We start from the raw sequence: 21,155 nt of genomic DNA on the forward strand, positions 1-21,155 counted from the left end.
ATGAAGGAAGATCATGAATTTGGTCAGTTTTTACTCGCAGGTAGTTATATTGACGCAAAGGAATTGGCGGGAGGATTAAAAGTTACGCTGGGAAGTGGAGAACCGATCGGTGAGGTTCTTGAGCGTATGGGCGTATTGACCAAAGCGAGGTTAGCGGAAGCAGTCCGCCGATATCTCGGTATCCCTGAGATTTCCCTGATCAAAGTCATTATTGACCCAGGGATTGCGGGATTAATTCCCGAAGAAATGGCTCTTCGCCATACCCTTATCCCATTTGAACGACGTTCGGGAATCTTAAGAGTCGCCATGTTAGACCCCACCAATGAACGTGCCCTCCGGGATGTCCGGATGTTTACCGGGTTAGAGGTTGAGCCGGTCTTTGCCAAGACAGAGGAAATTCAAACCGCAATTCGACAGTGTTTAACGGTGGAGCAATCGGTTGCCCGACTTGCTCATCTTAAAGATAAAACATTCGAAGATCAGGCAATTGGGTTGATTAAGTCCAGTGAGGTCGATTCTCAGGAAGAAGATGCGCCCACACTTAAATTAGTCCATTCTGTGCTGCACGAGGCCGTTGTGCAAGGGGTAAGCGATATTCATTGGGAACCTCAAAAAAATAATTTTGTGGTGCGCTACCGCATAGACGGTAAGCTCATGAAGAAGCATGTTCTTGCAAAGAACGCTGCCCGGAGTATTATCTCCTGTTTAAAAGTAATGGCGCAAATGGATGTTGCGGAGCGCCGTATTCCCCAGGATGGCCGAATGACATTTAGTGCAGGGACTCGGCGTGTTGACGTTCGAATGTCCTCAATGCCTATTGTTTATGGAGAAAAAATCGTTGTGCGTATTCTGGACCCAAAAATGGCCCAGCGTCCGCTGGGTGGCTTGGGGATGCGTTCAGAGGTTGAGTCAGGAGTCCTTGTCTTGTTAAAACGTACGAACGGTTTAATCTTGGTTGTCGGTCCAACGGGAAGCGGTAAAACTACAACCCTTTATGCGTTGCTCAGGGAACTAAATGCCGAGGAGCAAAACATCATTTCTATTGAAGAGCCTGTAGAATACCAACTTCCAGGGATTAACCAGGTTCAAGTCAATCTTCCGGCAGGACTTAGTTTTGCTGTCGGATTACGGCATATCTTGCGCCAAGACCCGGATGTGATTATGATCGGTGAAATCCGCGATGAAGAAACAGCCAGAATCGCTATCACAGCTTCCCTCACAGGACATTTGGTTTTATCGACGCTCCATACCAATACAGCCGCAGAGGCGTTGGCTCGACTTCTGGATATGGGGATCGAACCGTATCTCCTGGCGTCTGCAGTCAGTGGGGTTTTATCCCAACGCTTGGTTCGCCGCTTGTGTGAACACTGTAAGACAACATACCCGGCATCTGCGGCAGAACAAAGAGCACTTCACTTACCGGCATCTATTACGCTGCTTTATCGCTCCGCCGGATGCCCGGAATGTCTTGGAACTGGGTTTCGAGGCAGGATTGGGATTCATGAGTTTTTACAATATGATCAAGAGATCAAGGAACTTGTACTTTCTCGCCACAATTTAAGAGAGATTGAGCAACAGGCGATGGTTTCCGGAATGCTCACAGTCTTTGAAGATGGGCTGTTGAAGGTGATCGAAGGGTTGACGACAGTGGAAGAAGTACTACATGCTGTTTCTGGAATTGAAGGGTAAGAGGAGAAAGAGATGCTTTCACTTGAAGAACTTTTGCATTTGGCGGGAGAACAGAAGGCCTCGGACATCCATTTGACTGTGGAGAGTCCTCCAGTTCTGCGTATTGATGGCTCAATGGTTAAACTTCAAACGGAACAACTTTCACAAGCTGATTTAGAAACGTTTGCCCATTCCCTGATGAACGACCAACAGACCAAACGATTTGCCGAATGCGGTGAATTGGATTTTTCGTATAGTTTACCGGAGGTCGGACGGTACCGGGTCAATGCTTTTCGAGAGCGTGGGTCGATCGGGGTAGTGGTTCGTTTGATTCCATTTGTCATACCCACTCCGGAAAGCTTGAGGCTTCCCCCGGTGAGTATTGAGTTGGCTAAGCTTCATAAAGGACTGGTGTTGGTGACCGGTCCAACTGGAAGCGGTAAATCAACCACTCTGGCATCTTTAGTTGACTACATAAATCGTACAAGGGCTTGTCACATTGTAACGATCGAAGATCCTATCGAATATTTACATCGCCATCAATTGAGTTTGGTGAACCAAAGGGAAGTCGGAAACGATACCCAGTCGTTTTCTAATGCCTTACGTGCCGTATTGCGGCAAGATCCTGATGTAATTTTAGTGGGGGAGATGCGAGATTTAGAAACCATTGCTATCGTCGTGACGGCCGCTGAAACCGGACACTTGGTTTTCAGTACACTTCATACTAATGATGCTACCCAATCGGTGGATCGGATGATTGATGTTTTTCCAACGCATCAACATCAGCAAATCCGTGTGCAGCTTGCTGCCGTCTTGCAGGGGATATTGTCACAACAATTGTTTCCCAGAGCGGATCACCAAGGGCGTGTGGTGGCCATGGAAGTTTTGTTGGCGACGCCGGCGGTTCGCAGCCTGATTCGTGAGGGAAAAACCCATCAACTGCTTACCGTTATCCAGACGAATGCCAAACTAGGCATGCAGACCATGGATAAAGCAATCTTGGACCTGGTTCAAAAGGGTCTTGTCGCATACGATGTTGCTCAGGAAAAGTTACAGAGTCAAGGTAGTTTAAGAAGATGAGCAGGCAACGTTTTGTCTGGAAAGCTGTTGATACGAATGGAATAATTCAGCACGGGGTATGGGTAGGGACTGAAATTTCAGATGTTCAAATGCGCTTAAGAAATGAAGGGTACTTTCCAGTAGTTATTCGAACAAGTCGCAACTGGCAAAGCGTATTGTTACCGTCCAGGACGAATTTCCAGTGGAACCATTTCGCCCGTAAGTTAGCTACTCTATTGGAAACCGGAATTCCCTTACTTCAAGCTTTGGAGATAATGACCTTTCATGAAGAAAAATTAACATATCAACAGGAACAATGGAGGAGAATCAAGGAACGAGTGGAAGAAGGCAGCGACTTGTCGGAGGCTATGTCTCTCCAGAATCCACCCCCTAACTCGTTTGTACTCTCTATGATCAAAGCCGGGGAATATACTGGAACACTGGGAAAAGTCCTCAGCGAAGTGGCCGATGAATCAGATCAGGAATATGCTTATCAGAAAAAAATTAAAGCGGCTCTGGCTTATCCGATGCTTCTGGTTTTTGCTGTGGTTGTTGTACTTTACATACTCTCTGTTTGGGTATTACCAATGTACGAAAAACTCTTTATGGACATGGGCGCGGAATTGCCTTTTTTGACTGGAGTCATTTTTGCCTGCGGTCGCAAACTCCCCGTGTTTTTGTGGAGCGGACTGGGGTTGATCACCAGTGGCTTGCTGGTTCTGAGACTCACTAGCCCGGAACTTTGGAAAAAGCGTCTGGAACGCATACTGGGAAGACTTCCTCTCATCGGGAAGGTCTATCGTCTCCGCGATTTGGTACAATTTAATCGGATGTTGGGACGCTTATTAGTTGCTGGAATTCCCTTGTTGGAAGCTCTTCGCTTAACAACAGGAGCGTTGCGCGGCCAGGAAATGCTCGAATTAATGAACCAGCTCGTACTACACGTTCGGCAGGGAAAACGCATGGCCCCTTTACTGCGTGCAAGCAGGGTTTTTCCCAAGGAGGGGGCGGAAATGATTGCGGTCGCTGAGGAGGCAGGTCAGTTGGAGCGGATGCTCCACTATGTCACAAAAATGTTTCGCCGTGAGCTTGAGGATCAGCTCGATCGGTTAACGCGGATGATCGAACCGGCACTTATTCTCGTTGTAGCGGGATTGATCGGCTTAGTTGCAGCAGGAGTAATGCTTCCAATTTTTGATCTCAGTTCATATCTGCAGTGACAGAAGCCGGAGGTCGGAAGCCAGAAGCCAGAAGCTAGAAGCTAGAGGTCGATGAGGGTAATGTGGAGGGAGGGGCTTTTTGACCACAGATAAGTTCCGCCTTACTTATGATTATTGGATGAAGTTAGTAGTTATGAAGAAGTTAGTAGTTATGAAGATGAAGGAGGACGTGGGAATGAATAAGATCAAGGGAGAGAATGGATTTACACTAATTGAAGTGCTTGCCGTGCTTATTATTATAGGTGTCTTGGGCGCTATAGCTATTCCTAAATTGGTCTCAAGTACAGCATCTGCTCAGCAAAAAGCAGATGTTGCTACAGCACACGAGGTCAAAATGGCGCTGGATCGTTATCAAGTCGAAACCGGAACGTATCCTACAGATATGACGGGAAGTGGCGGAGTAGTGTCTAGTGCGAGTTTCATCCCCAAATATATTAGTAAGCTGGATAAATCGACCACGCAGCAGAATGGCGCTGATGGGAAAAAGGGGTTTGGAGTAGTTAGTGTTACGGCTGATGCGGCGGATCCCATGAAAATGACTATTCCTGATACTGTGACTGCGACCAATACGATTATGATTTATCTGAATAGCAATGGTCTGGCAGCCGAAGTTCAGGCTTATGATGAAGATTTAGATGAAGTCCTTTGGTCGTCGGCAGACTAGCATTCATCCAGGATAACAACTTAACTCCAATCTTAAAGCGTAGAAATACAACTTGAAAAGGGTGCACGGCATTGTATTTGATGAGTATAACACTTGGGCTATTAGGGCTCCTGATTGGCAGTTTCCTGAATGTGATCATTTATCGTGTCCCGCGAGGGGAATCCATAGTTTCACCCGGTTCACATTGTCCTGCTTGTGGACACACTCTACGGGCATGGGAACTCATTCCAGTTATCAGCTTTTTGATCCAGAAAGGGCAGTGTCTAAACTGCCGGGCCCGTATCTCATGGCGTTACCCGGCAGTTGAACTTCTTACAGGGATGCTCTTCTTTTTTACTGCAACGTTAAGCTTAAGGACAGAGACCCACCCGTTCAGACTACTCTTAAACCTGGTTTTTATCGCCGTGCTAATCGCCTTATCCTTTATTGATCTGGATACGTTCCGTTTGCCGGATGTCCTTACCCTTCCCCTTTTGGGAATTGGACTCCTGGGAGCTTTTCTCATACCGGGAAATCCGAGCGGATGGGAGAGCGTGCTCAGTGCCTTGGGCGCAGGAGGTTTATTCTGGGGTATTGCCCGAGTTTATCCCCAAGGGATGGGACTTGGGGATGTAAAGCTGGTTGCTGCACTGGGTGTCTTCTTAGGGTTTCCTTCAATATTTCTTGCTGTTTTTATAGGAAGTTTGGTGGGAGCGCTTGTCGGCCTTGTTCTCTTTTTTACGGGACAAAAACATTTTCGGCAACAGATCCCCTTTGGGCCCTATCTTGCATTCGGAGCAATCTTCGCGTTATGGTGGGGAGCGTAGCACGATGCACGATGTACGATGTACGATGTACGATGTACGACGAATGACGAATGACGAATGACAAGGCCTGATGCATGAATTCGAACCTCGAACTTCGCGCTTCGTGCCTCGCTAAAGGAACTCAACTCGAGGATTGATATTCGAACGACAGACGAAAGAATCACGACCGCGAACTACATTAAGGTATCTGAACCTCGCACTTCGCGCCTCGATCAAGGTATCGTACCTCGAATCTCGAACCTCGAACTTCGCTAAAGGGGTGGTCCTATGCGAAATAGGTCAGTGGTCTTTGAATTAACTGACGGTGAGATTCGGGCCTTTTGGTTTTCGGTCCATCCTTTTAGGAAGCAAGGTCATAGTTCTACATCAGTCAGGTTTGACCGCATTCCTATCCCGGTTGGAGTCATCGAACAGGGAAATGTGCGGGATGAAAATGTTTTAATCGATATCTTATCGACTTATGGGGCACAGCACCCTGGTGAAAGTCGGAAGGCGTATTTGGCAATTCCTCTGCAACAAGGATTTATTCGTTCATATACGTTGCCTTGGATTCCTAAGCGGGACAGGAAATCGGCAATATCTCTGTTGGTCGATGAAGAGATTTCCATTGCGAGATCGGATTTACTCTTTGATTTTCTTGTTCTATCCGAAGAAAAGCACAAAGATCTGCAAATTTTACTGGGGGCAACACGACTGAGTTTACTTGATCGGTATGTTTTTATCTTTGGACGAGCGGGGTTTAAGGTCACCGGCGTTGATTTTGCCTTTTCTATTTTAGGGCAATCCTTAGAATTTGAACCGAACGAAGATGTCCTTTACCTTCAGGGAGAAAACGACTCTTTTCAAATTGCCTTATTTCGTGGAGCGGTCCCGGAAAGTGTACGTTCTCTGAACAAGCGGGTGGAAGAATGGGAAAACGAAATTCGGCGTTTTCTTTTGTACTACAGAACACAGCAACCGGATCTTAATTTAAAACGCTTGGTTTGGAGTGGGGACTCAGTGGCTGAGTTCCTGGCGCAGGGAATGCTAACGTCAAATCATGTCTCAGCGGTAGAGCAGGTTAAGCTAAGGAACGTCCCCGATTCCTGGCAAAAGGTCTTTGAGAGAAATAAAGGGTGGGACGAGGCGGCGTTTGGTTATGGTATACGGATTTCCGCCCATCGTCCTGGCCTTAATCTTTGGCGTCAACCGAATAATGCTCAGACGGTTCAACGAAGGTATCGGGGGATGGCGTTATTCATATGCGTTCTTTTTATGATCGGAACTATAATTTGGCTTGCACTTAATCAAATGGCCTTGCCTTTAAAACAAGAGGTTAAACAGCTTTCTCGCCAAGGAACCAGAATTGAGGCACAGGCCAAACATCAGGAAGATCTCGAAACAGCCTGGAATAAGGTAAAGATCCACACTGAGAGAATTGGAGATGGCCTGGCTCAAATTCAAGCCATGCAAGCCTTGTCGGGGGCGGAGCTAAAGATTGAGCAGTTGATTTACAAGCAAGGCAGCCTGTCCTTACGCGGAAGGGCCAAGGATGCCGGAAGTGTTCAAACCCTGATTCGCACCCTGCGGACTATGGGCTGGGAACAACCGGCCTTGTCAAGTTATAAATTAACGTCGCTAAACAACGTCGAGTTCTCAATAAGTGCTAAACGTGGACGGGTTGGAACGGAACCGGGTACATCTTAGACATGTGCTTAGGGAGAGGGAGGATAAACCATGGCTTATTTCTCAAGTGAAATTAATATTAAACACTTGGAAAAACCTTCTGCAATCCCTATATTTCAGCATCTCTCACTGCGCAGGGTGAAGGGAATAACCGGGGCGTTTTTGCTCGCTACGGTCTTGGGATTTCTGTTGCTCTGGCAACCGGCTTACCTTCAATTGCGGTCATTACAAAAGGAAGAGAACTATTGGCAAAATGTATTGAAGACGGGTGCTACAAACACCAAAACGGATACCAAGGCGGCCACTATTCCCACAATGGACCAGTTACCTGACCTTATAGAGCAGTGTCGTGCTGCGTTTGTTAAAGAAGGTGTGGATGTGGTTGCCTTAAATGTTGAAAGGTTTGGTGAGCGGCGAGAAACTGGCAATGCAGCAAGTTTGGATTACGGTTTAGTTCGCTTTCATTTACATGGCAACTGGGAGGGAATTGTCACATCACTCAAAGCACTTGAGGAAACACAGGAGGGAAGCATTCATCTTCAGGAAGTGGTTTTGGAGGCCGAAGGCGGAGAAGCGCTTCTCCAGATTTATTTCTGTACGGGGGAGTAAAGTTAATAGGTAATTATTGGAACGAGACATTCTCCTTTCTCCATAGGCTAAGGAGAGGAGGAGTGTATGGTGGATAAGGAATACTGCATTCAACCCGGGGATTCTTTTTATAGCTTGGCACAGCGCTGGGGAGGGACTTGTGATGATTTTCTACAGGTTAACCCCTATGTAGATCCACTTAAGCTTCAAGTCGGACAGAAAATAGTTCTTCCGGATTTCCAAGGACCCACAAAAGGGCAAGCCCAATATGCAGAAATCCGTGTGGATCATGGACAAGAGTTTGCAGGGGAGTATCTTGATCAAGTTGAAATGGAAGTCGAGGGAGTTCGTTTTCGTCTTCGACGCATCGGTGAACCCAAAGTTCCCCACGAAATTCACTTTATTCTGCCGCGTACCGAAATCCATAAAAACCAGCCGGCAGGGGAAGGCGGACCATCTGAAGTGCAAATTATGCTCAGTAATTTGAATGTTGTGCTCTCCCCTCGTTTAATGAGCGGTGAAGGGGTTACCGTGGGGCAGGCTAAACCGGCGGGGCAAGCCCAAATCCAAGCGCAGCAAGTGCCCCAACGGCCATCTTCTCAATATGGTCAGGGAGCACAACCGGTACAGGAGCAGTCTCAAGGGCTTGTACAGGAACCTGAGCAACCACGTTGGCGTATGACGTTTCCGTTTAATAAACATTGAGTGCAAAACCTCCGGACAACGGAGGTTTGAAGTTTGAGACAGTCTTAAACGTGAACTTAAAAAAACTATGCTAGCGGATGAAATTGTGATAAAATTTCGGGTGTAATGAGGAAGTGATAATTTGACTGGAATATGGATATTTCATGGTCCTAATTTAAACTTGTTAGGACTGCGTGAACCGGAACATTACGGGTCGCGTACCTTGGCGGAGATTAATCAGGAAGTGTTAGCAACAGCGAATCAGGCGGGGATTAACGCGGAATGCCGGCAAACGAATCACGAGGGGGAGCTTCTGAATTGGATACAAGCTTTAACCCCGAATGATTTTTTAATTCTCAATCCAGGGGCTTGGACGCATACAAGTTATGCAATTCGTGATGCCATCAGTGCGGTAAGGGTTCCGACAATAGAGGTTCATCTTTCAAACATTCATGCGCGTGAAGCATTTCGAGCCAATTCTGTTATTGCCCCGGTCTGTATCGGACAAGTATCAGGCCTGGGAGCAGACGGTTATGTTTTAGCGATGCGTTATGCCATTGCTTACCAAAAACGACGCGAAAAGGCCTAAATTTGATGTTCAATATGCGATGTGCGAAGTACGATGTGCGATATGCAAACCATGGAATATGGACCACAAACCACAAACCACAAACCACGAACCTCGAACTTCGAATCTCGCAAAGGAGGGGTGCATCATTAGTCGGTTACAACGAATGCGTCAACAGATGCACAAAGAAAGAGTTGATGCTTATGTGGTTATTCGCCCGGAGAATGGACGGTATCTGAGCGGGTTTACAGGTGGGGAAGCAACCCTGTATATCACCACAGAAAAGGCCTTCCTGCTGACGGATTTCCGTTACATAGAACAGGCAAAAGGTGAGGCTCCTGGATTTGAAATCATTAAGACGGGATATAACCACTTTATATCGTTAGCGGAAACCGGGCGACAAGCTCAGCGGGTTGGCTTTGAAGGAGACTTTGTCACCTATGAGAACTTCGGGAAACTAAAGAATGCCTTCCCACAAGCGGAACTTCATTCTCTACCCAATCTTGTTAATGATTTGCGCTCAGTAAAGGATCAGACGGAGATTAAGATACTTCGTAGGGCCGTAGCAATTGCCGATGACGCTTTTGCTAGCGTCTTAAAGTCGATTGAAATAGGTCAGACGGAAGAGGAGATTGGGATTGACTTGGAATATTCCATGCGCCGGGCTGGGGCAAGTGGAGGTTCTTTTGAATTTATCGTGGCTTCGGGCGTCCGTTCGGGCTTACCCCACGGCACGGCCAGTTCAAAGAAGATTCGGTTAGGCGAGTTCCTGATGATGGATTTCGGAGCAGTCTATCAGGGCTACTGCTCCGATATAACACGGACAGTGTTTTTGGGCGAACCGGAGGACAAGCACCGGGAAGTTTATGAGGTCGTCCTGGCAGCCCAGCGGGCAGGGATTGCAGCGGTCGCACCGGGACGAACCGGAAAAGAAGTAGATGCGGCAGCCCGGAAAATCATTGAAGAGGCCGGCTATGGCGCTTACTTTGGACATGGCTTGGGACACTCCGTGGGGTTGAATATTCATGAGGGACCAAGCCTGAATATGCGGGAAGAGCGCGTGCTTGAACCGGACATGGTCATTACTATTGAACCGGGCATTTATATCCCGGATTGGGGCGGCGTCAGGATTGAAGACATTGTTTTAGTGACCGAAAATGGTTGCGAAGTCTTGACACAAGCACCAAAAGAACTCATTATCCTTGAGTGAAGCAAAAGGCCCTTCTAAGGATTTGACATTAGAAGGGAGAAGTAAACCAGACTAGAATATTAGGGGGAAAAAGGCATTTATGATATCTACAAACGATTTTAAGACAGGTGTAACAATACAAATAGACGGTGATGTTTTTTCGGTGGTTGATTTCCAACATGTTAAACCGGGTAAAGGGGCGGCCTTTGTCCGCACTAAGTTGAAAAACGTGAAAACGGGCGGAGTTATAGAACGGAAGTTTAATGCCGGAGAAAAGGTAGCGAAGGCCCACGTTGAGCGCCGGGATATGGATTACCTTTATAAAGACGGAGAACACTTCGTAGTTATGGACAAGGAAACTTATGAACAAATATCTCTGACGGCGGAGCAAATTGGGGACGGGGTTAAGTGGCTGAAAGAAAATATGACCTTAGGGGTACTCTTTTTTGATACCCAGGTTATCGGCGCCGATGTGCCAAATACTGTCCAACTTGTCGTTGCCGCTACCGAACCGGGCGTAAAAGGGGATACGGCGACCGGCGGCTCAAAACCCGCAACTTTGGAAACCGGTGCGGTGGTACAAGTTCCTTTCTTTGTTAATGAAGGGGATGTGCTGATCATTGATACCAGGACAGGAAACTATGTTCAACGTGCCTAGTTCTACTGCAAAATCAGTTCATTAATAATAATCATTGTTCATACGGATTTATACTATATTTTGGACCTTTTTAGGCTGAATTTTTGGCCAATTTATCGAGTGTGAAACTTCAGGGGTTATGCTATACTAAAAGAAATTAGGAACAAGGGGCTATTTATTTATCTTGGTGAATTATCGAAAATTGGGTTTAGGAATCGCAGAATTATGCAAGCCGAAGTTAATGGACGAAAAGAGTGAGGATCAACCACAGTGGTTTGCCCTTTGCAGTTGTCTGTTCGGCATGGGTGTTGTCTCGTGAGGCAAAGGTATGAGTTGTATAAGCAAACAAGGAAAAAAGAAAATTTGTCGAAGCACTAGTCGAAGCACTATATGAAGTAAGAGGGATGATATGCAAAGATGATAGTTACACTAAATGGAAAAACGCCTAAAATTCATCCGGATGCTTTTATTGCGCCAAATGCTACGATAATTGGCGATGTAGAGGTGGAAGCAGGGGCCAACATTTGGTTTGGGGCGCAAATCCGTGGTGATAACGGCTCGATTCATATCGGGGCCCGTGCCAGTATTCAAGATAATGTGGTGATCCATGTCGCGCCGGGCGGGAAAACGATCATCGAATCTGATGTGCTTGTCGGGCACGGGGCAGTGGTACACGGTTGTACGCTTAAAAAGGGTTGCTTTATCGGGATTAATTCCGTAGTCCTGGATAATGCTGTCGTTGGCGAAAAAGCGATGGTTGCCGCGTTGAGTTTGGTACTGCACAACTGTGAAATACCGGCTCGTCATGTGGCTGTCGGGGCACCGGCTCAAGTTAAAAAGGAAATTTCCGGTGAGTCTTTGAGAGTAGTCGAATTGGGGCCTGTCTTATATGCCGAAAATTCACAAATCTATCGGGAGCAAGGAATCGGCTTGCCCGGACAAGCAGAGCAGATTTGAACCTGTTTGTGGAACAAACAGCCGGGGATAGTTGAATCATAAAAAATATGCGTTGATGAGAATATTATAATCTTCTCTACCAACGCATTAAATATTTTGCTCATCAAATTCTTAAACATTGGAGGGCCAGCACTCTTGTGAATCTTGTGAATAAGGTCCACAGCCTATAAAATGTCAGATTGTTGAATATAATATGGCGGAGGGTTACTGTAACCGTCTGTTAAACTTGTGGAGTAGTCTCAGATAATGGTTTGCTTCCCGGAGTACATGATCCCCTAACAAGGGCACGATAATTGCTTTAATTTTACATTGGATTAAACCTTCAGTACCCGCTCTCTTAAAATCTCTGAGACCAACTGTAGCCTTGTAGGTTTTACTGCTGAGTTGTGGTAAGATAGTCGTCTGTTCTGTCATTGTCATGGCCTGCTCAGAGAGCGCATCGAATACTTTCCCGTAACGGTTGGCCGTATCAAAAAGGGCATCTTCAGTGGGGTCTAACAAACCTCTGATAAATTTTGCATGTTCAGCCATTTGACGATTCCAAAATTTCTCTTGCGCGATGATATCCTCGATGATATTTACTTCTTGGCGGGTTTGTAACTGATGCAGTGTCTTTAAATATAAATGCGCTTCCCGCAGAATATGTCTGACCAGCAAGGGGTAATTAAACGTAAAAATTTTGCAGCTTAAGATGTCTTGAAGGAGCTGGGATTTGTAGTCAGCCAAGACGGTCACTGCCGTTATCGCCTTTTGGTTCAGGGCTGATATCTGATCGACTAACAAGGAGCTTGGGGCTGGATTTCTATCTAAAGAGAGTTCCATATTAGTCAGTTCCGTGTCAAGCTGGATGCCGGTATAGAATTCTGTAGCTCGTTCGGCATCACAGGTGAAATTTGTTACTATTTCCCCTGAGGAAAAAACTTCAGGACTGATAACCCCATCGGCAAGCATTATGGTTTCCGCGAGTAACGTAGTCAATTCACACCTAAGGGCATCGGCCTGCTGGGCCAGGGATTGATCCTTGGGACTGAAGGCCGCTTCCAGGAAAAAAGCATGTTCTTTCATGATCCGCATAAAGAAAAGGTTAAGTTCAAGGGATTGTCGAATATACTCTTCATTTGATAACATAAGAAATACCCCCTTGTTTTATTATATAGGTATTCATATATATGCAAACTCCGATCGAATTATCGTAGTTAAGTACTGATCCATAGTTATTATTCCAGGTGGAAAAGTACGCGCCGGTCTACTGCGAAATTGAGAAAAATGGAGGCCAAGGCATGGGAAAGACACTTATAGTAGCTGAAAAGCCGTCTCAAGCTCGTGAATATGGCGCGGCCTTAGGAGTTCGGGGTAAAAAGGACGGGTACCTGGAAAATGAGCAATATGTGATCACATGGTGCTACGGCCACCTTTTAGAGCTGGAGCGCCCGGAAGCGTATATGGACCTTGAGCGGGTGGGGAAGCGTTGGAGTTTAAACCGTTTGCCGGTTTTACCCGGCTTAAACGTATTTCGCCGGGTGGTTAAATCCGGGGCGCTTAAACAATATCAAGTGATTCAACGCTGGTTAAAGTCAACGGAAATCGAAGAAGTTATTTGTGGAACGGACGCTGATCGTGAAGGACAGTTACTTTTTCAGGAAGTTTGGGACGCTGCCAAGTGCAGTAAACCCTTGTCCAGGCTGTGGATTTCCTCATTGACAACCGCGGCGATACGGGAAGGTTTGAAGTGTCTTCGTTCTGCAGAATCAGTGGCTGGACTGGCGGCAGCAGGGCACGGACGAGCATTTGCGGACTGGGATTTCGGCATGAATCTGACGGAAGGGTTTACAGCCTTGTTTGGGAGCTTTGATGCTGTCCGAAAAAAGCCTAATGTCATTTCGATTGGGAGGGTGCAGACCCCGACCCTGGCTCTGATTGCAGAGAGAGAATGGGAGATTGAACGTTTTGTTGCCCAACCTTACTTTGAAGTGCGGGCTGAGTTTTGGACAACCACGGGAGAATATCCAGGGAAGTGGTTTGATCCCGGTGAAGAATCTAAACGGATTACGAGTAGGCAAGACGCCGAAGCTATCGTGGGGAAAACGCAGGGTAAATCAGGAATAATCACAAAAATGGAGCAAAAAGATGTGCAGGAACCAGCCCCGCTACTTTTTGATTTGACCTCTCTGACGATAGCAGCCTCCAAAAAACACGGGTTGAGCGCGGAAAAAGTTCTCCAATTGGCCCAGTCTCTCTATGAGAAAAAGGCGATTACCTATCCTCGTACTGATTGTGCCTACTTAGCGGAGGATCTTGCGCCGAAGCTGCCTGAACATCTGCAGGCAGTTCGTCAAGAACCCTACACGAATCTGGTGGATGAAGCAGGTCTATTGGGGGTGCCTAAAGGTAAACGCGTGATCAATACGATCACTGCCCATCATGCTATCATTCCGACCACAGAGAAAGTCGCTATTGAGAGACTAACGAGTGAGGAACAGAAACTATATGACTTGATCGTTCGCCGTTTCCTGGCCGTTTGGTTTCCTCCTGCTCGGTATCACCAGACCGATGTGGTCACTGAGATTGAGGGTGAATCCTTTCGCACAAAAGGTAAGGTCCTGCTGAGTCCAGGCTGGAAGATAGTGTACGGCCAGGATGAAACTGAGGATGGGGTTGTCCGTAAAACCAGGAAGAAGGATGACCGTGAGCAGGCAGATGAGGAGAACGCAGTTCTTCCGCCCTTGAGTAAGGGAGAGAATGTGCGGACGGAGCGTGTTTTTTGCGAAGAAAAGGCCACCAAACCACCCAAGCGCTTTACCCAGGGAGACCTTCTGAAAGCCATGGAAGGCGCAGGCAAACAGATTGATGATGAGCTGCTGCGCCAACAATTGAAAGGGAAAGGGTTGGGCACGGTGGCGACCCGACCGGCTATTATCGAAAGTCTTATAGACAGGGGGTACATCCTTCAGGAGCAAAGGACCCTGAAACCCACAGCGAAAGGCTCTGAACTCATTCGTCTGATCAAGGAAAAGCTCCCTCAGGCCCAACTCCTGATCAGTGCGGAAATGACAGGCCAGATGGAGTTTAATCTTTCTAAAGTCGAAAAAGGAGAATTGACGATCGAACAATATATGGCGGACGTAGAGGAGGCCATTGGTCGGATAATTGGGGAACTACGGTCCTTTGAACACAACCACGGTAAAACCCCTTTAGCTCAGGCACCTTCAAAAAAAGCTCAAGGATCAACTAACAAGAAGAAGCCGGTCAAAAAAGCGGGCGAGAATGGTGATCAGACACAGGATACTGCCTCAGAGGAACAGGTTAAAGTGTTGGGGACCTGTCCTAAGTGCGGCGGAGAGGTGATCGAAGGGCAGAAGGGGTTTGGCTGCGGTAATTGGCGGGAAGGATGCCGCTTTGTAATATGGAAAACTCCAATTTGTGGAAAGTCGCTTTCTCCGAATCAGATAAAAAGCCTTCTGAAGAAAGGGAAAACTCCACTGATTAAAGGCTTTAAATCTAAATCCGGCAAAACATTCTCAGCTTATTTGATTTGGGAAGATCCAACCGAAGCAAAATTGAAATTTGAGTTTTGGAAAGAATGAGTTTGGGAGAAGGATGGAGATAAGCAATGCAAACAGCATTTGACCAATTCGGACTCGACGAATCTTTAGTTGCAGCTTTGAAACGGGAAGGTATCGTGGAGCCTACAGCGATCCAAGTACAAACGATCCCTTTTATCCTGGAAACTCGGGATGTTGTGGGGCAATCGGAATCGGGTACTGGTAAAACACTGGCCTATCTTCTCCCGATTTTTCAGAAGATTGATACTTTGAAGAGAGAAACGCAAGCTATGATTCTTACTCCGACGCATGAACTGGCTATCCAGATTCAACGAGTAATTGAAATTTTGGCTTGTAATTCTGGTTTAGCAGTTACATCGGCGGCAATCATAGGGAATGTAAATATCACGCGGCAAATAGAAAAACTAAAGGAAAAACCGCATATTATTGTGGGTTCCAGCGGTCGAATCCTTGAGCTCATCCAAAAGAAGAAAATCTCATCACAAACAATCAAGACGATGGTTCTTGATGAGGCGGATCGTTTACTTGATGAAAATAATTCACAGACTGTTAAGGCGGTTATCAAGACAACATTAAGTAGGACACAGCTTTTATTATTTTCGGCAACCTTACCCCCAGTTACCTTGCAACAGGCTTCGGAACTCTTAAAAAATCCGGAAGTTGTTCGGGTTACGGATAAGATCATGATTGCCACGACCATTTCGCATATGTATTTTTTAGCTGAACAAAGAGATAAAATTGAAGTTCTCAGAAAGCTGGTTCGGATGATTATCCCCCCACGGGCGGTAATCTTTATTAATAAAAGTGAAGAAATTGAAAAAACGGTGGAAAAACTTAAATTTCACGGCTTGGAAGCAGAAGGTATCTACGGAGGGGCGAGCAAGATTAACCGCAGGAAAGCGATGGATAAATTTAAAAGTGGAAAGATAAGCTTGCTGGTGGCTTCGGACCTGGCTGCCAGAGGGCTGGATATCAAAGGGATCACCCATATCTTTAATCTCGATCTACCTGAAGATCCGGGGCTTTATCTTCATCGGGTGGGAAGAACAGGCAGGGCTGGAGAAAGCGGTACAGCTATATCCATTGTGAACTTCAAAGAGGCTCCTTATATAAAAAGGCTGGCAGGCATGTTCGAAATAAGCATTAACCATAAGGAGATGTACCAAGGAAAAATAGTTGACCCAAGAATAAGATGATTGTGCATTTGCACTTCGCCCGGAACAAGACTCCCATCAAGATCTTGCCGACAGTAAAGAACTTAAGTTGGAAGAGTACAAATTGCGTCCGTTATCAAACCGTATTAAAGAATCCGATGCACGTTTGTTTTCTCCGCTCTTATAGCTATCGGCTGCATTCTTAAATTCCTAATCCTAACTAATTGATTTACACCAAAAAAGCCGGTTGCTGCAGGGGAAAATATAATTAGCAATTATGACATAATATGCCAATGAAATTTATCGAAAATTAAGTCTGCTTTACGATATTTTCTAATTATGAATATTGACTCAATAAGAATTTAATGTTAGTCTTATGTAGGATAAGTTGTCCAAAAGTGGGAGGCTTTCAGGCGAACGGTAACCCTTGGTCAGGGGGGCAGGAGAAACGTTCCCTTCGTTAAGGAAGCAAGCTTTTCATAGCAGGATAACTGACGAAAAAAGTCGAATTTCATGATCTTTGCTACCTGGGCCGTCATATTGAGGGCTACGATGCTCCAAGGGAACTTCTTAAAGCTGTTCCAGGTGCAGAACTGGTAGCTATCTGCAGCTAGCTGATTTATGGGCTGGTTACATGGAGATACCAATTCCTTGGTTTTCAGGGAGGTGTCCAAGATAGATTTTCTCATTAAATGTCTTTTGAGCAGACTAGGAAAAGTTAGGAGGAGAAAGCATGAACATCGTAGTTTTTATCAAACAAACATTTGATACCGAGGCTAAAATTGTACTGGATGGTAGCGGTAAAATTGACGCCAATGGGGTGAATTTGATTATCAACCCATACGATGAATTCGCTATCGAAGAGGGGCTTAAACTGAAAGAAAAATTAGGCGGCGAAGTTACTGTTGTCAGTTTGGGGGGGGCACGTGCTCAAGAAGCCATACGCACCGCCTTGGCGATGGGGGCTGATAAAGGCGTCCTTGTTAGTGATCCGGCACTGGATAATTCTGATGAATGGAACAATGCTGAGGTCCTGGCTAAAGCGGTTTCCGATATACCGTATGACATTATCCTGGCAGGCCGTATTGCAATTGACGATGGGTCCAGTCAAGTCGCTGTTCGTATAGCAGAAAGCTTAAATATTCCTTCGGTCAGCAGTGTTCTTAAACTTGACGTTAATGGAACCCAAGCGACTGTGACCCGTGAAATTGACGGCGGAACAGAGGTTATTGAAGTCGGCTTACCGGTTGTTATAACTGCCCAAAAAGGTCTAAATGAACCTCGTTATCCTTCTGTTGCGGGAATTATGAAAGCCAAGAAAAAACCGTTAAAAACTATGAAGCTTGCTGATCTTGGATTCGGTGATATAGCTCCGAAAATGAACGTGGATAAATTTAGTTTACCTACTGCTCGCAAAGCTGGGCAGGTAATTCCCGGTGAAGCTGCACAAGCTGCTCAGGAACTTGCACGTCTCTTGCGTGAAGAAGCTAAGGTTTTGTAAAAGGAGGAATTAGAGAAATGGCAAAAGGGATTTTTATTATTGTCGAGCAACGTGACTTACAGATTCGTAAAGTATCCTTAGAACTTCTCAGCCAAGGGCGAAAGTTAGCCAATGAAACAGGCGAAAACTTGGTAGCCGTTGTACTTGGTAAGGGTATTGAAGGACTCGCAGCGACTGTTGCCGCTTCCGGAGCGGACAAAGTCATCCTCATTGATGATGAGAAATTAGCTGAATATTCGACCGGTGCTTTTACTTCTGTGCTTAACAAACTTATCCGTAAAGAAGAGCCGCAGGTAGTATTGATAGGTAATACGGCCATCGGAAAAGATCTTGCTCCACGATTAGCTCATCGTCTGGGCGTCGGTTTAGCCTCAGATTGCACGGGAATGGAAATGGACCCGAATAACTTCGTGAATTTCAAACGTCCTATTTATGCAGGTAAAGCTTTCGCTCATGTTTCCTCGAGTGTTCGGCCGATTCTGGCCACGATTCGACCCAATACCTTCGCTGCAGAGGCACCTGATGCTTCTCGCCAGGCAGAAGTTGTCAAGGAAACTGCGGATATCGATGCCGCTGACCTCCGTGCTGTTGTTAAGGAAGTTGTTATTGCCGCTTCGGCGCGTCCAGACCTTACAGAAGCTAACATTATTGTCTCCGGCGGACGCGGCATGAAGGGCCCGGAAAATTATGTAATTTTGGAAGAGCTTGCCGATGTCGTCGGCGCAGCAGTTGGAGCTTCACGGGCTGCAGTAGATTCCGGGTGGAAAGAGCAGAAGTTCCAGGTTGGGCAAACCGGAAAAACGGTTGCGCCAACTCTTTATATTGCTTGCGGAATTTCCGGAGCAATCCAACATCTCGCCGGCATGGGATCATCAAAGTTTATTGTTGCTATTAACAAAGACCCCGAAGCAAATATTTTTAATGTCGCAGATTATGGTATTGTTGGTGACCTTTTTGAAGTTGTACCCATCTTAACCCAAGAGTTCAAAAAACTAGTCAGTGAATAATAAATAACATTTAGCGAAGCGCCATCCAAAGGCGCTTCGCTAATAGGACAAGGAGAAAAACGAATGGATTACACAATCGCAACGCGGCCTCTATTTTGGAATACTATCCATGGGGCCAGGGAACTGGTTTATATACCCATGATTATTGCGCTTGTTATCTGTGGTTATGGTATATATAAACACGTACAATTGTGGAAATTAGGGCAACCTGAAAACCGTACTGAAAGTGTTGGTCAAGGAATCGTAGACATGTTAATTTACGGCATATTCCACAAGCGGATTCTCAAAGAGAAGTTTCCCGGATTAATACACTTGGGAATTTTTTTAGGGTTTGTATTTTTCTTTTTTGCAACAGCAATAATTGTTTTAGACATGGATCTTGGGATACACATTTTTAATGGCTATCTTTATCTTTTTATTAAGTTAACAACGAGTATCTTCGGACTCCTTGCTTTGATTGCGATTTTGGTTGCAGCCTATAGGCGTTATATCCTCAAACCGGATTGTTTAGATAATAAACCGGAGGATGGTATTGCCCTTGCTCTCTTATTTACGATCTTATTTACCGGCTTTCTTATTCAAGGCGCGCGGATTGCTTCAATACCGGATCCGTGGGCTGGGTTTACTTTTGTTGGGCAGTGGATAGCAGCTTTTCTTACGGCTAATTTTAATGAAGCGCAAATTTTGTCACTGCATGCTTTTCTCTGGTGGTTCCATATGTTGGTCGCGATGGGCTTTATTGCTTATATTCCATATTCCAAATTTTTCCACATCTTTCTTGGTTTGGCCAATCAATTCATGCGCAAACGTGGACCGATTGGGATTCCCGAGCCGATTGACTTTGAAGATGAGAGTCTCGAAACTTTTGGGAAAAGCCAAGTGCGGGAGTTTTCCTGGAAAACATGGTTTAATTCGGACGCCTGCGTTCGTTGTGGACGATGTCAGAATAACTGTCCTGCCTACTTGAGTGGCAAGCATCTCAGCCCAAAAAGAATTATTCAGGACATGAAGGTTCTTATGCAGGAAACAGCTCTTGCAGTTGCTGAAGGAAAATTGCCAAGAAATATTCAGGTTGCGGATGCGGATGCTGATACTGAAGCTGCTGCGGCAAGCGAAGCTGAAGAGTGGACCGGTCGGGCGCTTATCGGCGAAGTGATTGAAGAAGAAGACCTTTGGGCTTGTACGACGTGCCGTTCATGTGAACAACAATGTCCTATTTTTGTGGAACATGTCGATAAGACTATTGATATGCGCCGCAATCTGGTGCTTATGGAAACCAGGTTCCCTTCGGAAGCTCAATTGGCCTTCAAAAACATGGAGAATAACGGTAACCCATGGGGTATTGGTTGGAGCACTCGTGCCGATTTCCTGACGTCCCTTGGCGTTAAAACCTTCGAAGAAGATCCTGAGGCAGAGTATTTGTATTGGCCCGGCTGTTCAGGCTCCTTCGATGCACGCAATCAAAAAGTCTCCGCTGCCCTGGTTAAGCTGCTCCAAGCGGCAGGAGTTCATTTCGCTATCTTGGGAAATGAAGAGAAATGCTGCGGCGACTCTGCTCGTAAATTAGGGAATGAATATTTATTCTACACCTTGGCTACAGAAAACATCGAAGTCATGAAAGGCTATGGAGTCAAGAAGATCATTGCTCAATGTCCGCACTGTTTTAATTTCCTGAAGAATGAGTATCCACAGTTGGGCGGAGATTTTGAAGTTATTCACCATGCGGTATTCCTTTCCGATCTAGTCAAATCAGGCAAGCTTAAGCTCTCTCAAAGCGGCGGGAAATCGGTCACTTACCACGATTCTTGTTATTTGGGTCGCTATAATGAGATTTACGCTCAACCACGTGAATTGCTCAAGACTGTGGGCTTAGAAATTAGGGAAATGGCCCATACAGGTACGAAGAGTTTCTGCTGTGGTGCCGGTGGCGGTCGGATGTGGCTTGAAGAAAACGAAGGGCAGCGTATTAATGAAATGCGTACGGACGAAGCTATCGCGATCAATGTTGATATGGTCGGTACTGCTTGCCCGTTCTGCCTCACGATGATTGCTGACGGAATTGCCGCACGTGAAGCCGGTGAGCAGATCAAGGCTTTAGATATTGCTGAAATTTTGGAAAAGGCGATGTAGATTCCTGAGTTAATTGCTTTATTCTGTATAGCGAGAACAATTACTCCTATGCTGCTAAGCGCTGTGATGCCCCATGGATTTTCATGGGGCATTTT

18 protein-coding genes are annotated in these 21,155 nt (G+C 46.0%); 17 read left to right on the forward strand and 1 reads right to left on the reverse strand.

What is annotated here, in order from left to right:
* From AC6I5A_RS01740 to AC6I5A_RS01795, 12 genes are all read left to right on the forward strand, one after another.
* The gene (locus tag AC6I5A_RS01740; protein WP_034611006.1) at nt 1–1,689 is read left to right on the forward strand and encodes a GspE/PulE family protein; all 1,689 of its coding nucleotides are present in this window, start codon (nt 1–3) and stop codon (nt 1,687–1,689) included.
* 12 nt (nt 1,690–1,701) lie between these two features.
* On the forward strand, nt 1,702–2,748 hold the full coding sequence (locus tag AC6I5A_RS01745; protein WP_034611009.1) for a type IV pilus twitching motility protein PilT: 1,047 nt from the start codon (nt 1,702–1,704) through the stop codon (nt 2,746–2,748).
* Nucleotides 2,745–3,947, forward strand: a complete 1,203-nt coding sequence (locus tag AC6I5A_RS01750; protein ID WP_034611012.1) for a type II secretion system F family protein — start codon at nt 2,745–2,747, stop codon at nt 3,945–3,947. The genes AC6I5A_RS01745 and AC6I5A_RS01750 overlap by 4 nt, the downstream gene beginning before the upstream one ends.
* Before the next feature lie 175 nt (nt 3,948–4,122).
* Nucleotides 4,123–4,611 carry a prepilin-type N-terminal cleavage/methylation domain-containing protein gene (locus AC6I5A_RS01755; protein ID WP_052167831.1) on the forward strand — a complete coding sequence of 163 codons (489 nt, stop codon included), beginning with the start codon at nt 4,123–4,125 and terminating at the stop codon, nt 4,609–4,611.
* A 71-nt stretch (nt 4,612–4,682) separates the two neighbouring features.
* Nucleotides 4,683–5,417 carry a prepilin peptidase gene (locus tag AC6I5A_RS01760; protein ID WP_497900419.1) on the forward strand — a complete coding sequence of 245 codons (735 nt, stop codon included), beginning with the start codon at nt 4,683–4,685 and terminating at the stop codon, nt 5,415–5,417.
* A gap of 267 nt (nt 5,418–5,684) precedes the next feature.
* Nucleotides 5,685–7,103, forward strand: coding sequence for a type IV pilus biogenesis protein PilM (locus AC6I5A_RS01765; protein WP_034611014.1), 1,419 nt, complete (start codon nt 5,685–5,687; stop codon nt 7,101–7,103).
* A 30-nt stretch (nt 7,104–7,133) separates the two neighbouring features.
* A complete protein-coding gene (locus tag AC6I5A_RS01770) occupies nt 7,134–7,691 on the forward strand; it encodes a hypothetical protein (RefSeq protein ID WP_034611017.1) in 558 nt (185 codons plus the stop codon).
* Nucleotides 7,692–7,757: 66 nt separating this feature from the next.
* Nucleotides 7,758–8,375, forward strand: coding sequence for a LysM peptidoglycan-binding domain-containing protein (locus AC6I5A_RS01775; protein ID WP_497900420.1), 618 nt, complete (start codon nt 7,758–7,760; stop codon nt 8,373–8,375).
* A 121-nt stretch (nt 8,376–8,496) separates the two neighbouring features.
* Nucleotides 8,497–8,943 carry a type II 3-dehydroquinate dehydratase gene (aroQ, locus tag AC6I5A_RS01780; protein WP_034611019.1) on the forward strand — a complete coding sequence of 149 codons (447 nt, stop codon included), beginning with the start codon at nt 8,497–8,499 and terminating at the stop codon, nt 8,941–8,943.
* Between the two features lie 127 nt (nt 8,944–9,070).
* Nucleotides 9,071–10,132, forward strand: a complete 1,062-nt coding sequence (locus AC6I5A_RS01785; RefSeq protein ID WP_497900426.1) for a M24 family metallopeptidase — start codon at nt 9,071–9,073, stop codon at nt 10,130–10,132.
* A gap of 79 nt (nt 10,133–10,211) precedes the next feature.
* The gene (gene efp / locus AC6I5A_RS01790; protein WP_034611025.1) at nt 10,212–10,769 is read left to right on the forward strand and encodes an elongation factor P; all 558 of its coding nucleotides are present in this window, start codon (nt 10,212–10,214) and stop codon (nt 10,767–10,769) included.
* Between the two features lie 396 nt (nt 10,770–11,165).
* Nucleotides 11,166–11,705, forward strand: a complete 540-nt coding sequence (locus tag AC6I5A_RS01795) for a gamma carbonic anhydrase family protein (RefSeq protein WP_034611027.1) — start codon at nt 11,166–11,168, stop codon at nt 11,703–11,705.
* Between the two features lie 204 nt (nt 11,706–11,909).
* Here the strand turns inward: AC6I5A_RS01795 and AC6I5A_RS01800 are convergent, their stop codons facing one another.
* A complete protein-coding gene (locus AC6I5A_RS01800; RefSeq protein WP_034611029.1) occupies nt 11,910–12,833 on the reverse strand; it encodes a DUF2935 domain-containing protein in 924 nt (307 codons plus the stop codon).
* 152 nt (nt 12,834–12,985) lie between these two features.
* On the opposite strand from AC6I5A_RS01800, the gene AC6I5A_RS01805 reads away from it, so the two are divergent.
* The 5 genes from AC6I5A_RS01805 to AC6I5A_RS01825 all read left to right on the forward strand — a co-directional run bounded on the left by AC6I5A_RS01805 (nt 12,986) and on the right by AC6I5A_RS01825 (nt 21,060).
* Nucleotides 12,986–15,289, forward strand: coding sequence for a type IA DNA topoisomerase (locus AC6I5A_RS01805; RefSeq protein ID WP_034611031.1), 2,304 nt, complete (start codon nt 12,986–12,988; stop codon nt 15,287–15,289).
* Between the two features lie 26 nt (nt 15,290–15,315).
* Entirely contained in the window at nt 15,316–16,464 is a 1,149-nt protein-coding gene (locus AC6I5A_RS01810; protein ID WP_034611034.1) for a DEAD/DEAH box helicase, read from the forward strand.
* A gap of 691 nt (nt 16,465–17,155) precedes the next feature.
* Nucleotides 17,156–17,923 (forward strand): electron transfer flavoprotein subunit beta/FixA family protein, encoded by a 768-nt coding sequence (locus AC6I5A_RS01815; RefSeq protein ID WP_034611040.1) that lies wholly within the window; start codon nt 17,156–17,158, stop codon nt 17,921–17,923.
* Between the two features lie 17 nt (nt 17,924–17,940).
* Nucleotides 17,941–18,930, forward strand: coding sequence for an electron transfer flavoprotein subunit alpha/FixB family protein (locus AC6I5A_RS01820; protein ID WP_034611042.1), 990 nt, complete (start codon nt 17,941–17,943; stop codon nt 18,928–18,930).
* Between the two features lie 75 nt (nt 18,931–19,005).
* On the forward strand, nt 19,006–21,060 hold the full coding sequence (locus tag AC6I5A_RS01825) for a heterodisulfide reductase-related iron-sulfur binding cluster (protein ID WP_034611105.1): 2,055 nt from the start codon (nt 19,006–19,008) through the stop codon (nt 21,058–21,060).
* The last annotated feature ends 95 nt before the right edge of the window (nt 21,061–21,155 follow it).

Source organism: Desulfosporosinus sp. Tol-M2, from assembly GCF_059735615.1.

Coding starts and splice junctions, on each gene's coding strand:
- AC6I5A_RS01775 (WP_497900420.1), top strand. CDS start 7,758: ATGGTGGATAAGGAATACTGCATTCAACCCGGGGATTCTTTTTATAGC.
- AC6I5A_RS01755 (WP_052167831.1), top strand. CDS start 4,123: ATGAATAAGATCAAGGGAGAGAATGGATTTACACTAATTGAAGTGCTT.
- AC6I5A_RS01765 (WP_034611014.1), top strand. CDS start 5,685: ATGCGAAATAGGTCAGTGGTCTTTGAATTAACTGACGGTGAGATTCGG.
- efp (WP_034611025.1), top strand. CDS start 10,212: ATGATATCTACAAACGATTTTAAGACAGGTGTAACAATACAAATAGAC.
- AC6I5A_RS01815 (WP_034611040.1), top strand. CDS start 17,156: ATGAACATCGTAGTTTTTATCAAACAAACATTTGATACCGAGGCTAAA.
- AC6I5A_RS01770 (WP_034611017.1), top strand. CDS start 7,134: ATGGCTTATTTCTCAAGTGAAATTAATATTAAACACTTGGAAAAACCT.
- AC6I5A_RS01795 (WP_034611027.1), top strand. CDS start 11,166: ATGATAGTTACACTAAATGGAAAAACGCCTAAAATTCATCCGGATGCT.
- AC6I5A_RS01810 (WP_034611034.1), top strand. CDS start 15,316: ATGCAAACAGCATTTGACCAATTCGGACTCGACGAATCTTTAGTTGCA.
- AC6I5A_RS01805 (WP_034611031.1), top strand. CDS start 12,986: ATGGGAAAGACACTTATAGTAGCTGAAAAGCCGTCTCAAGCTCGTGAA.
- AC6I5A_RS01800 (WP_034611029.1), bottom strand. CDS start 12,833: ATGTTATCAAATGAAGAGTATATTCGACAATCCCTTGAACTTAACCTT.
- AC6I5A_RS01745 (WP_034611009.1), top strand. CDS start 1,702: ATGCTTTCACTTGAAGAACTTTTGCATTTGGCGGGAGAACAGAAGGCC.
- AC6I5A_RS01750 (WP_034611012.1), top strand. CDS start 2,745: ATGAGCAGGCAACGTTTTGTCTGGAAAGCTGTTGATACGAATGGAATA.
- AC6I5A_RS01740 (WP_034611006.1), top strand. CDS start 1: ATGAAGGAAGATCATGAATTTGGTCAGTTTTTACTCGCAGGTAGTTAT.
- AC6I5A_RS01820 (WP_034611042.1), top strand. CDS start 17,941: ATGGCAAAAGGGATTTTTATTATTGTCGAGCAACGTGACTTACAGATT.